The sequence below is a fragment of the Mesobacterium pallidum genome (assembly GCF_019966535.1).
Taxonomy (GTDB): domain Bacteria; phylum Pseudomonadota; class Alphaproteobacteria; order Rhodobacterales; family Rhodobacteraceae; genus Mesobacterium; species Mesobacterium pallidum.
This window is the reverse complement of sequence record NZ_JAIMID010000024.1, coordinates 33,699-46,276: the sequence shown is the minus strand read 5'-3', so window position 1 is coordinate 46,276 and position 12,578 is coordinate 33,699. Positions and strand designations below refer to the sequence as shown.

The 12,578-nt window shown below is 59.6% G+C and carries 11 protein-coding genes and 1 pseudogene; 5 read left to right on the top strand and 7 right to left on the bottom strand.

Annotated elements, in window-relative coordinates; genetic code table 11:
- The first annotated feature begins 443 nt into the window (after positions 1–443).
- Together MF270_RS24400 and MF270_RS24395 are read left to right on the top strand one after the other, a co-directional pair.
- Positions 444–929, top strand: a complete 486-nt coding sequence (locus tag MF270_RS24400) for a hypothetical protein (protein ID WP_197919452.1) — start codon at positions 444–446, stop codon at positions 927–929.
- Between the two features lie 39 nt (positions 930–968).
- Positions 969–1,610 (top strand): annotated as a pseudogene (locus MF270_RS24395) (ArdC family protein); the annotation flags it as partial.
- 82 nt (positions 1,611–1,692) lie between these two features.
- Here MF270_RS24395 and MF270_RS24390 read toward each other — a convergent pair.
- The 4 genes from MF270_RS24390 to MF270_RS24375 all read right to left on the bottom strand — a co-directional run bounded on the left by MF270_RS24390 (position 1,693) and on the right by MF270_RS24375 (position 5,698).
- A complete protein-coding gene (locus MF270_RS24390; RefSeq protein ID WP_238368316.1) occupies positions 1,693–2,691 on the bottom strand; it encodes a tyrosine-type recombinase/integrase in 999 nt (332 codons plus the stop codon).
- Positions 2,688–3,632 (bottom strand): tyrosine-type recombinase/integrase, encoded by a 945-nt coding sequence (locus tag MF270_RS24385; RefSeq protein WP_238368315.1) that lies wholly within the window; start codon positions 3,630–3,632, stop codon positions 2,688–2,690. Before MF270_RS24385 ends, MF270_RS24390 begins: the two co-directional genes overlap by 4 nt.
- A complete protein-coding gene (locus tag MF270_RS24380) occupies positions 3,629–4,876 on the bottom strand; it encodes a tyrosine-type recombinase/integrase (RefSeq protein ID WP_238368314.1) in 1,248 nt (415 codons plus the stop codon). The genes MF270_RS24385 and MF270_RS24380 overlap by 4 nt, the downstream gene beginning before the upstream one ends.
- 135 nt (positions 4,877–5,011) lie before the next feature.
- A complete protein-coding gene (locus tag MF270_RS24375) occupies positions 5,012–5,698 on the bottom strand; it encodes an ArdC family protein (RefSeq protein WP_238368338.1) in 687 nt (228 codons plus the stop codon).
- A 487-nt stretch (positions 5,699–6,185) separates the two neighbouring features.
- Between MF270_RS24375 and MF270_RS24370 the strand changes: the two genes are divergently transcribed.
- Positions 6,186–7,163, top strand: a complete 978-nt coding sequence (locus tag MF270_RS24370) for a restriction endonuclease (protein WP_238368337.1) — start codon at positions 6,186–6,188, stop codon at positions 7,161–7,163.
- On the opposite strand, the gene MF270_RS24365 is transcribed toward MF270_RS24370, so the two are convergent.
- From MF270_RS24365 to mobQ, 3 genes are all read right to left on the bottom strand, one after another.
- The gene (locus MF270_RS24365) at positions 7,160–7,774 is read right to left on the bottom strand and encodes a hypothetical protein (RefSeq protein ID WP_238368336.1); all 615 of its coding nucleotides are present in this window, start codon (positions 7,772–7,774) and stop codon (positions 7,160–7,162) included. The genes MF270_RS24370 and MF270_RS24365 overlap by 4 nt on opposite strands.
- A 482-nt stretch (positions 7,775–8,256) precedes the next feature.
- Complete coding sequence (locus MF270_RS24360; protein ID WP_238368335.1) at positions 8,257–8,679, bottom strand: hypothetical protein; 423 nt, start codon at positions 8,677–8,679, stop codon at positions 8,257–8,259.
- Complete coding sequence (mobQ, locus tag MF270_RS24355) at positions 8,676–9,959, bottom strand: MobQ family relaxase (protein WP_336246056.1); 1,284 nt, start codon at positions 9,957–9,959, stop codon at positions 8,676–8,678. The genes MF270_RS24360 and mobQ overlap by 4 nt, the downstream gene beginning before the upstream one ends.
- Positions 9,960–10,193: 234 nt before the next feature.
- Here mobQ and MF270_RS24350 point away from each other — a divergent pair, with 234 nt between their 5' ends.
- Positions 10,194–10,481 (top strand): hypothetical protein, encoded by a 288-nt coding sequence (locus tag MF270_RS24350; protein WP_238368334.1) that lies wholly within the window; start codon positions 10,194–10,196, stop codon positions 10,479–10,481.
- Positions 10,478–12,322 (top strand): type IV secretory system conjugative DNA transfer family protein, encoded by a 1,845-nt coding sequence (locus tag MF270_RS24345; RefSeq protein ID WP_238368333.1) that lies wholly within the window; start codon positions 10,478–10,480, stop codon positions 12,320–12,322. Before MF270_RS24350 ends, MF270_RS24345 begins: the two co-directional genes overlap by 4 nt.
- Positions 12,323–12,578: the final 256 nt, after the last annotated feature.

Below are 12,578 nucleotides of genomic sequence, written 5' to 3'. Positions count from 1 at the left end.
TCTATGCCCCTACAGTGATAATGACGGTATATAGCGACATTATTGCTGAATTGCAAGGTGGCAGGGGGTGCAGCACCTTCGTTTCCCAAGCTAATCCGTAACGCGGGATTGCTCTGAACGTCGGACATCCAGATTTTTGGGCCCGAAAAGTCGCAGCAGGCGCGATTTTTGCCGATCGAGAAAATCAGATAAGTCATTGATAATAGGGCGACGATTGCCGCGTCCGGGCTGGGGTTGCCGATATTCCTTGCCGATCTTGGACCCCAACCGGCACTGACTGTATGAAGCCCTTGGGAACCGCGGTGGTGTCGGACCCTTGTCAGTTTCCGCGGTCCAGTTGGCGGTTGGAAAGAGAAAGTGTTCTTCGGGTTTTGTGACTGACGGATGAGGGCCTTTGGGGTCCCTCAGATGGGTCCGGGCCGGGTTCCGGTCTGTTTTTCCGGATGAAGGGCATTCCCATGCAAACAGGTGTCTTGCGCGTGTTGCGCGCGACCGCTGCCTCTTGGTGGCGGCATAGAGAGCTGCGCCGAGCCGGTCAGACAGGGCTGGCACGGAAGCTCGAGCGGAAAGCCGTTCTCCGCGATCTCGGCTATCTCAGGCAGGCGGCGTCATTGCCAAACGCGCACGTGATCTGCGGGGAGGGTGGGACGTTCATCCATCTCGGTTGGACCACCGTGTCGAGTTTCGCGCCGACCGAACGATTTCCCTTGGCCGCTCTTGCGGTCGCACTCGGGACGCCCTTCATCGATATCCGACCCGTCACCGATGTTATTGCCTTCGCGAACCTGCCGCGGGTGGTGCGAGGCGGATCGGTCGACGCTGACCACTCAGGTGCCGGCCAGTCTGTCTCGCTGACCACCTACATCGACATGGTCGAAGCGCTTGGCGCGAAGGTCGCCAACGATCCGCGGCCCAGTCAGAAAATCTGATCCCCAAACATCTCACCCACACACGAAAGGAGGCCAGCCATGGCCCGATCCCGCACGCCCAAATTTGATGCCTCCGAGGTCATCACGAACGAAATCATCCGCATCATCGAGCGCGGCGTTCTGCCGTGGCGCAAGCCCTGGACGGCAGGCGGCAGCTCACGCCCCCTGCGCGTGGGCGGTGAGCCCTACCAAGGGGTCAACAACTTCCTGCTGACCATGCGCACCGTCATGGCGGGCCATAGCTCGCCCTTCTGGATGACGCTGCCGCAGGCCAATGCGTTGGACGCGAAGGTGCGCAAGGGCGAGAAGTCCTCTGTCGTCGTCTATTATGGTCAAAGCCGGAAAGACGCCGACGGCGAGGATGATCAGGGGGAGAGCAATGATCACTCCGAGGAGGCCCGCGTCTTCCGCTTCCAGAAATCCTACCGCGTGTTCAATGCCTGTCAGATCGAGGGCTTGCCCGAGAGCTTCTATCCGGACCCGGAGCCCGCGCCCGAGCATCCGCCCGCTGAACCCATCCCGCACATGCAGGCGTTTTTCGACGCTATCGACATCACGACCGTCTTCACGGGCACGGAAGCGTACTATTTGCCGCCCGTGGACAAGGTCTACATGCCGTCCATCACGCGGTTTGAGAACCCGCGGAACTTCTACGGGGTCTGGGCCCATGAGTTGGCCCATAATGCCGATGTTCGGATTATGCCGCGCCGATCCGCACAACCTGTTGCGCTGTGGGAAGACCGGCGCGGCGTGTCGGCATAGTTCAGAGCGCCTCCAAGAATGCCAGCAGTTCGTCGCCCGGTCGATACCGTCCGCCCGTGCCGTCGACCGGCTTTGTCAGCGCCATCGCTCTTTCCTTCAGTTCGATATCGGCATGGATGTAGACCTGTGTCGTCTCGACCGACTCATGGCCCAGCCAGAGCGCAATGATCGTTCGGTCAACACCGCTCTGCAGAAGCTGCATTGCGGCGGTATGGCGCAAGACATGCGGCGTGACGCGTTTCAATCTGAACGTCGAACTGGTCGAGGCGGCCGCGGCCGCGTGTTTCCGAACGATCCGTTCAACCGCATCGCGGCTCAAAGGCGTTCTGCGGATTGTCGCGAACAGGGGATCGTTGGGTTCGGCGTCAATCTGGGCAAGCCAGGCTTTCACAGCATCCCGACTATCTGCCCGAAGTGGCGTCGCGCGTTCCTTGCGGCCTTTGCCCATGCACCTCAGGTGCGGCCCCGTGCCGAGTTCAACATCCCTGACGCGCAGGCCGATCAGCTCCGATACACGCAGGCCGGTTTGGATCATTGTGAGGAGCAGGACCCGATCTCGCCGCCCAAACCAGGTCGATTGGTCGGGCGCCTTCAGCAGGGCCTCCATTTCGTCACGGGTCAGGAAGTCCACGACACGTTTTTCGTGCCGCTTGGAGGGCATCGCCAGCACCTTCTGGCAATGATGCAGCAACTGGGGTTCACAGCCCGCGACATATTTGAAGAACGAGCGAATGGCCGCGAGGCGCGTGTTTCGGCTTCGCGCGCTGTTGCCGCGTTTCTCCTCGCAGAAGGTCAAGAACTGCCCGATGATGTCGGCGTCAATATGAGCCACATGTAGCTCAGTCGGCGGCAGCCTGGTTTGCGCCTCGGCGTATCTCAGCAAGAGCCGGAAGGTGTCGCGATAGCTGGCAATCGTGTTTGGGCTGGCCTGCATCTGGGTTAACAGCCGCTCGGTGAAGAACCGCTGCACATAGACGGGCAAGGGATAGGTCGCGATCATGATGCGCCCTCCAGAACCTGCTGTTCAGCCCGCGCGGCAGCGAGTTGCATCAATTCTGGCACGGCCTCGATGTACCAGAATGTGTGCTTTGGCTCAGAATGGCCGAGATAGGTGCTGAGCTTGTACATTTCGGCCTCGATGTCCCGGCCATCGCGGAACCAGTCCAGGATGGTGTGGACGGCAAAACTGTGCCGCAAATCATGGATGCGCGGTCCATGGCCGTGGCGGTTGAAGGCTTGCGGTGACCGAAGGCCGATATTTCTGCCGACCTGCGCGAAGTTGTAGCGTGCCCCACAATCTCCCGCCGGTTCGCCATCCTCTTTGATGAAGAACCGGGATGATTGACGCGGGACCAGCCGGTCCCGCAACCCGGCATAGTGAGCAAGCCGCTCAACGGTGCCGCCGTTGATGGGAAGCTGCCGGTCCTTGCCATTTTTGGTGTTTCTGAGCGTGAGCAAGCCGCGTTTCAGATCGACGTCCTGCCGATCCAGAGACAAAGCTTCGCTCACGCGCATGCCTGTCACCGCGATCAGACCGAACAGGGTCTGCCACAATGCGGCTCGGAGGCCGTAGGGTGACGGCAGCCGACCTGCCTCCGCAACAATGTCTGCAATCTGCCTGGGCGTGTAAATGTACGGCACCCGTCTTCGGTAGCGACCTGTGACAAGCTGACTGGACGGGGTTTCGGTCCGATCATCGTGTTCCGCGAGCCAGTAGGCGAACCTGCGGACCATTCCAAGGCGGCAAGACCATGTGTTGTTGTCCGCGCTGCCGTAGTTCGCTTTCCAATCAAGGAACAAGGGCGTCGAGATCCGATCGAATCCGTTTTCATCGCCATAAGTCGTGAACTTGCGCAGGACACGTTCGTCGAAAGAAAGATCAAAGCCCATCGAGCGCCGCAGGGCCAGGTATTCGTCAAGTCGTTGAGATAGCGTCTTCATTGCACGTCTCCCGAAGTCGGCCAGGGGCGCGAGATCAAGCGCAGGGCATCCACATCGTATTGCGCATAGATGGTCGTGGTCATCGCGGATCGGTGACGCAGCACATCCCCGATCTCGGCTAGTGAAGCGCCCTTTCGCAGCATATCGGTGGCCAGGCTGTGTCGCAGAATGTGCGTGCCGATATACGCTTGCGGCGGGCTGATGCCGGTCGCATCGTAGGCATCCCGCAATATCCAGCGCAGGATTTGGGCGTCCTTGAACCTCTTGAACGGCGGTTTCACCGAGACGAACAGCGCGCGTTCCGGCCCCCGGCGCTCATTCTTGATGTAATCGACAATCGCCTCGCCAACCTCCGCCGGCAGTGGCATCCGATCCTGCAACTGCCTTTTGCCGCGGATCAGGATTTCGCCGGCGCGCCAATCGATGTCGTCCAGCTCTATTGCCGTAACTTCCGGCGCACGAAGACCGAGCCGGGCGATCAGCATCAGCATTGCATAGTTGCGCCGACCCGTTTTCTTGTGGCCGCGCACCACTTCGATGAGACGATTGACCTCTTCCGGCTCAAGATACCGCGGAATGCCGGTTGGTTTGGGTTGGCGCGCCTTTGGCACGGCGTTGCTCAGGTTGCGCTCGGTCTTTTCGCTCCAGAACAGGAACTGGAAGAGTTTGCGAAGATGCGACGGGCCTGTCTTGTCACGCGGCGCGTTTTGCTCCTTTCGCAACCAAAGTATGAACCCCGTGATGTCGTCGGGCTTGATGGTGTTGAGGTCGCCCAGACCGGCACCGAACTTGGCAGTCAGGAAGCGGTCATAAAACCGCAAGCAGTGGTAGATGGTGTCCTCGGATAGGCCACGCTGGACGCGGAGGTAGGTTTCGTATTCCCGTTTCAGGACAGCCCTTGGTGACATATCGAGGGGCGGCACAGAACGCTGCGGTGCGCCCGCGTTCTCAATCAAGTAGTCCCAGAACCGATTGATGCGGTATCGACAATGTTTTTTGTCTTTCGCAGAAGCGGTGTCGATAACCGGCACCATCAGTCGGTCCATACAATCTTTGGTCAAGTCAGCGGGCCCGAGGTCCGCCTTCAACATCGCGGCCCAGAGCACCTCGGCTGTGGCCTTGTAGCTGGCAACGGAACGGAGACTGTATCCTTCCTCTTCGATCCGACGTCCGAAGCGTTCCGCATGGTTGTCGGCATATTGCGGCGTTCGGATTGTCTGATCAGGTTTTTCGTCGTTTTTCATAAGCATTTCCTTCACTGGTTGAAGGTTGCGCTTATGGCAGAGGGCGGATGCGATTGGCGCTGTCGAAACGTGCACATGGCGGTTTTCCAAACCGACCTCTCTCTGGTTGAAAGACGGACGATCTCTGCCGCCGTCTTATGCAGCCTGAAAACGCGAGGAACCCAACGAAAAAAGCAATCGCCAGCAAAAACGCGGCATAATCCGAACATCGGCATTATGGGTCAGCTCATGCGCCAAGGTGCCATAATATCCTGCGGCCCGATGAAAAGTCGCGATCGGCGGCATGTGGATGCGGTCCGTCTTGATGTTGTAGTAGGCGCGCGGCTCTTTGGTGCTGTCGATCTGTGCGCCACTTGCTGCAAAGAATGCTTCAAACGCAGGGTCGGCCACGGTGCCCAGATCACGGGGCGGATCGGGCTGGATGTAGAATTCGGGCGGCAACCCCTCGATCTGGTCGGCGTTGAACACGCGGTAGGCCCTGGCATAGGGAATCTGGCGCTCCTCGCCGTTCTCGTCCTCGCGCTCGACAGTGCCGTATTTCACAACGGTAGCGGATTTCTCGCCCTTGCGGACATGGCCCCCCAACTGCTTGGCCTGATTGAACGTCATCCAGCGGGCTGAGCTGTAGTCCTTGGTCATCGCTGTCGCCCAAAGCATCAGGATGTTGATGCCCCGATAGGCTTCACCGTTGAACCGTTCCGGCAAACTGACCGATACCCCGCCACCGGTCCACGGCTTGCGCCACGGCGGCGTTCCCGCCTCGATCTGCGCGACAATCTGATTGGTGACATGGGTGTAAACGTCGAATTTCTCTTTGGTCATTTGTGACCCTCCTCGCGTGATGCGGTCGGGGTCTGTTTCCCTTTCCGCCAATGGGCGGGCCTTCCTGTTCTGTTGTTTGGAATGCCCATGCATTCCGAACGGCAGAGCAGGTAAGGGCAAAGCCCGTCCTGCGGCCTGGTGGGGCCGTGACAACCGGGTGAAGGGCGTGAATTTGGGAGGGAACCGCGCGCCTGCGCGTGGGAGGAACCGGAATTCTCGACCGGAACCGACGCCACAGGCGGCGCTTGCCGGTTTTCTCGGACCCGCCAGGATGGCAGGCGGATCAACAGGATTTGGAAAATGTCAGGGTTGGGGTGAGCGGGCGTCAGCCCGTCGATCCCCTGCCCTGTCTATCGCTCAAAGCGAGACCGGCAAAAGTGCCGGGATCACACAATTTCAGCCAAAGCTGCTGGTGATGCCAACCGCAGCATGGAGACGACCGTGTCCGTCCCTTGCCTGCTATTGATGTTCACGATAAGTTCTAGCTATGAAATGGAAGAGCCGAAACCTTCGAGCGCTGGCTGACATAGTGTGCGGAAACGTGGATGACTTTCCGTACCGATCGAGCAGTTTTATTAGCGAGTTCTTCAACGATTGCGACCTGCCGTATGTCCATGACGGGTCAACCCGATGGGCATGGGTAGCTGAGCGGTTAGAGGAGGTGCTTGCGCAACCGCACGCAAGCCCAAGCGCCCCTCCTGACGCATTTCTCCGCATCATTCGCAATGTGCTGGACAAGAGCGAAGCGCAGGAGGGTGACGATAGCCGCAGCCAAGCACTGGCGGCCCTCAACCTGGTGCTGCGGAGCGAAGGGTGGGAAGCGTTCTACGATGAGAGGGGCATCGGTCAGCTAAAGCACGTGGCGACGAACACCGTGGCGGAGATGGCAAACCCGCACCGACCACTGACGCCCGCTGAGATAGAGCGAAAGGACCAGCTCACCGTATACCTCGACAAGAGCTCGGAGGACGAGTTGATCGAGGAGGTGTTGTTACCGCTGTTTCGTCAACTCGGGTTCCATCGCATCACCAATGCCGGTCACAAAGACAAGGCGCTTGAATACGGCAAGGACGTGTGGATGAAGTTTACCTTACCGACGCTCCACGTCCTGTACTTTGGTCTCCAAGCCAAGAAGGGTAAACTGGATGCATCTGGCGTCAGCACCAGAAACGTTGCCGAGATCCACAATCAGGTAAGCATGATGCTTGGGCATGAGATATTTGACCCTGAACTTAATCGGCGCGTGCTGGTCGATCATGCCTTCATCGTTGCAGGGGGCGAAATAACCAAAGCGGCCCGTAACTGGCTTGGGAACAAACTCGATGCGGCGAAGCGGTCGCAGATCATGTTCATCGATAGGGAAGACATACTCAACCTTTTCATAGTCACAAATCTGCCGCTTCCTAAAGGAGCGCTGTCATCAACAACTTCATCTGGTGACGTGGACGACGAGATACCCTTCTAGCTCGTCTTCGTGACTCGATTGGTTCGGGGCCTACGCTTTGCCCTCGGCTTGGCGGCGGGCTTGGCGTCTTCCTCCTCCGCATCAGGGATGAGTTTGCCATCGTCATCAAGTTCATCCAGATCGAACGAACGGACTTCATTTGCCCTGACGACTAACGCCTGCCATTTCCGCTCCTGAACATTGCCGTCCAGATACGCACGCTTCACAACATGATAGGGGTTGAAGAACACTGCATAGGACGAGTCGCCTAGCGGACCTGGCTTCAAGCCAATGAACCCAAGATTGGCAAGGCGCTGCACGCGGTCCTTCCAGGTGCGCAGCGCACGCTGACCCTCGAACCCCGCATGAAACGCCATCTCCTCGGGGCGATTCAGGGTAAGGAACTGCTCGTCTCGCAGACGCGCCCACATTTCGAGATAAGTGCGACTGACAGGATACCCCTTGCCAGACAAATCATCCATTATGCTCATCATCAAAGGCATGAGGCGCGGCACGGCAACCCAGCCGTCGCTATCCATGCTCCAAAGCATCTTAGGATTTACTTCCGGCCAAAGTTTAGCCCGAATTTCCAACTGCTTCTTCAGAATATCACTTTGCTTACGACCTGCCATCAACTCGCCCTTATAAGTAGACGGGTCCGGGTGTGGACCCCGGACCCTTCGCTAGCGGCATCGCACAGACACCCCGTTGGCCTGTCGCTTTAGTGGTTCGGCTGGGTTTGGACCCGCAGCTAGCTCACTCTGCCTTCACGATGGAATAAACTTGACACATTAAGCGCGCCGAGTCGAATGCCAAGTTTCAGAATCTTGGCTTGAGTAAGACCGAAATCTGTCAATCTCCTAGATCAGGTAGGTTTATATCATGCTCACTCAAACTTTGAGTTGGCACAAACATGCCAGTGAATACGCTGTACCATGTTGTGATAAAAGGTAAGTCTTGGCTTCTGACGGTATCGGGGTGTCGGGTAATGCGGTCTCGCGGTATCGCGGTGTCGTGGTATGGGGGTGCCCGAGGGGGGGACCCTGCAAATCAAGCCTCATCACCACCACGTCGCACTGTCGCTTTCCCTGCTCTAAATCGCTACACGCCCGCCCTACTTCAGCCCGAGCCTGCTCAGGATGCCACGCCTGCTTTCTTGGCCATCAAGGAGCCTTCTCTCGAACTCGATATTCGACGGCAGGCTCACCACGGTCAAACGCCACAACGCCTTGTCGTGTGGCCAGCTCGGCGGACGCCATTCCTGACGTTCCACCCCGACGATCTCCATGCAGTCTGGAAAGTGCAGCCACGGAATCTTCTCGCCATCGTGAGAGCTGTCCAGCTGATCCTGTGAAGCCTCCAGAAAAGTGAAACCGTCTGCTTGCGTCCCGTCCAGGAAGAGGAACCGTGCTGTTTCCTCCTCGCCTGGGCAAAGCCCGCTCACGGCAATCCAGTCACCGCAGGTCGGAGCTTTCGCGGCGTCCAGAACTACGCACCATTTTTTCATATCCGGCTCCTCTCCGCTGACTTCGGTCACCGTTCCCTGTCTCTGTCGCGATCGCGACCTTGCCCACGCTCCTGCCCCGTATCACGCCCGCGCCCGAGGATGGACTCCCGCCGCCCCTGATCACGGTCTTCGCCGTCACGGGCGGCAATATCCCGCTCTGCCGCCGCCGCACCACGCTCCTGCCCGGCGTCACGCTGCCGCCCAAGCACGGCGTCCCGACGATCCCGATCCGGATCGTTGGGCGCAACGCGCTCCCGCCCGACATCCGGCGCTTGCACCTCTGGGCGCGCGACGTCGCGGCCCAATACCGCCGCCCGGCGCGGGTCCAGATCACCCCGCTCTGCGCCAACCTGCGGCCTTTCAATCTCTCCCATAACCCTCTCCCTGATCCGTGACATCGCCGCTTCAGCGCGGCCCCAAAGCTGATCCAGCCGCTCGCGTGCGGTGGCAATGAACGCGCGTCCCCGTTCCATCAGTTCCAGCCGCAATTCCAGCTGCCGCCAACCCAGGTCCTGACGCTGCGCATTGCGGTCCTGCGCCGCGCGGAAGGCATCGCCGCGCTCGGTGGCAATACCGCGCTTCTCCTGAGCATTGGCCGATGGCCCAATTTTGGGCTCTGGCTCCCGGCTCAGTTCAATCACCTTCTTCTCACGCTCAAGCGCCAGTTCGTCCTGACGATCACCGCGTGCGCGCTCGGCCTGCCGTTCCGCCTCAGCGCGCTGAACATCAAGGGACCGGTGGTCGATCCGTTCCGACCGCCCTGCCCGCTCAAGTGCGCCATTTGCCTCCCGCGCCCAGGCTTCCCGCCAGCCCATAAGCAGGTCCGGCGCATTCCAGCTGCGATCCTTCTTGCCGAACCCGTCGCCCGTGAGCTCACGCATGGTCAGCATGACATGCGCATGGGGCTGCGACTGGCCGTCACGGGCTTTGCCCTCGTGAACGGCCACATCCGCGATCATGCCGCGATCGACAAACTCGCGCTGAACGAAGCCGCGCAACAGCTCCAACCGCGCGCCCCGATCAAGCTCGCGGGGAAGGGCAACCTCGATCTCGCGGGCAAGCTGCGCATCACGCCGCTTCTCGACCGCCTCGACCGCGTTCCAGAGTTGGTCGCGATCGCGCATCCAGTCGGGTGCATTTTCGGGGGCCATGATCTCGGCATGCACGACGCCACCCTTGCGGCTGTAGTCATGCTCCAACCCTTGCCGGTCATCCCGCAGCCGCCCAGCCGTCCGGTAGGCGGCGGCTGCGACAGACGACCGGCCCCCTGCCCGGCTGATCACTTTTGCGCTGAGATGATAGATCGCCACAGCTCTCACGCCTCTCTTCAAAACAGGGTCCAGCGCCTGGTTGCGCTGGTCGGAAGTGCGAGGGTGAAACCCTCGTCAGGCGGCATCGCCGCCTTTACACGACTGCTATTCATCCCCGCCCGTTGAGCCGCAGAGCAAGCGCACGTCGTGCAACGACGTATAAGCGCGCATTTGTTTCTTTTCAACATATCTTTCAGACGCTACATTGGCCCCGATTATTCCTGAGGTTGCCCCATGCCCCAAAGACGCCCGACCGACATTCGCCTCGAAGAGCTGACTGAGAAGAAAGCGCAACTCGACGCTCAGATCGCAACGCTCGATGCCCGGCGTCGTCTCTCGCAAAAGAAAGACGAAGACCGCATCAAATGGCTTCTGGGCAATTTGATCTTCGACCGTTTGAGCGCCGAACCTGCGCTGCAAGAGCTGGTTCGGCGCGACCTGCCAGAGCGCCTCACCCAGCGGGACCACGACCGGGGGCTCTGGCAGAGTCTGTTTCCTGACACCCGAGAGGACCGGTCATGAGTTTTGTTCTGGAAGCCCGCCACTGGGTGATCATGATCGGCGCTGTGATCCTGGCCGCTGCTGCCGTGATCCTTGCGCCCCAAATGGTCGCGATTTATCCGATGACCAGCTATGCGGTCCCGATCATCGCCTTGGCGATGATCCTCGACACCCTCGGGACTGCCGCAGAGCGCCACAGGACGGCCCTGAAGCTCCTCGCATGGGTTTGCCTGTGCATAGCCGCCCTCGCCGCCCTGACGCCCCTCAGGGGCGCGCTCACCGGCATGCAGGCCACCTTCCAGACCTGGTTGGGCGCGGGCTGGCCATTTCCACGGGCGATCTGGGAAAGCCTCAGGGGGCTGGCGCGGTATTCTGAACCTCAACAGCAAGCCATGGCGATCTCATTCGCGCTCGGAGCCTTCGGCATCGCGCTGGCTGTCAGCCTCCCGCTGGCGGCGATTTTCAACCCGCGCATTGGCCGCAACCGAAAATCCCGCACCGGTCCCTGGCAGGCGGGCTGGATGGACCCGCGCGACATTGCCCATCTGGCGCGCAACAAGACCGGCCTGCCCCTCGCCCTGCACAACGGCAAACTCCTGCGCTATCAAAAAGCGGATGACAAGCTCTGGCGTGGCGGTCACCATCTCGTCGTCTCCGGGACGCGGGGCGGCAAGGGCGTCAGCGCCGTGATCCCCGCGATCCTCGATCACCAGGGGCCGGTCGTTGTCCTGGACATCAAGGGCGAGAACTTCGCGGTCACTCGCCGCCAGCGAGCTGAGCTCGGGCGCAAGGTCGCGGTACTCAATCCGTTCGGGATCATCGAAGACCCCAGCGATCAGTTTAACCCTCTCGACTACATCCGCCCCCAGGAACTGGCCCGCGATGTGAGCGTGGTCGCAGATGGCTTGGTGAAACCCGAAGACGGCGACGGCGCGCATTTCTCGGAAATGGCTCGTCAGCTGGTCGCGGCGGCGATCGAAGTGATCGTCACACAGGAAGAGCCGGAACGGCGCAACCTGATCGCCGTGGCCGACCTGCTTCTGGCAGCGGACCTTGATGCGACCCTTCAGGCCTGGGCGGAAAACGGCGATCTTGTCGGCCACCGCCCGGCCCAGACCGCAGGAACGATCCTGCGCGCCGGGGATCGGGAACGCGGATCGATTCAGACGGCAATCTCAAAGGCCTTCGAGTGGATGCAGTCGGAAAACATGCGCCGGTTCCTCGAAAGGTCTAGCTTCCGCATGGAAGACCTTCTCGATGACAGGGTCGATCTGTTCATCGCCGTCCCGCTGGACCAGGTGGACAAGCAGGCCGTCTTCATGCGCCTGTTCATCAACCTCGTTCTGGGAACGGTCGTGCGCCAGGACGGGCGGCGCAAGGTCAAGGCCCCTGTCCTTCTCGTCCTCGATGAATTTGTGCGGATGGGCCGGATGGAGCAGATCATCAACATTGCCAACGTGGCGGCTGGCGCAGGGATCGAAGCGCTCTTCGTGACCCAGGACACGGGACAGGTCGAGAAAGCCTATGGTCGTGAAGATGCCCGCTCGATCTTCGGGTCCTGCATCACCAAGCGCGTCTTCAACCTCAACGATATCGAAACCGCCGAATGGGCAGCGCGCCACCTTGGTGAAAGTACTGTCTATTCTCAGCAAATCCGGGAGGGAAAGGCTCCGAACGAAGGTCGGGACTTTTCCTACTCGGAGCAGCGTCAAAAGCTCATGACCGCAGAGCAGATCACCGGCATGAAGGCGGATGAGCTGTTGTTATTGGTTGGCAACCGAAATCCCCTCAGGGCGAAGCAGAACCTGTATTTCAAGAGCAAGGCTTACCGTGGAAGGTTCGATCAGAACCCGCTGAATTGAAAGTTGGGCGTTGGAATTTTGTTAAAGGCTTCGCGTTCTGAGGGAGTTAAATAGAGTTATAATAGAGTTACACCTTGGAAAACGGCCAATAACACCTTGAAACAAATAATTTTTCCCAGAAGGGCGGTGTGTGAAATGACGAAGTTTGGTGTGTGAAATGACGAATCTGGGTGTGTGAAATGACGATGGCTTAGAAAAGTTATCCACAGGCTGTTGGTGTGTGAAATGACGACTCTTGACGATCGGTGTGTGAAAT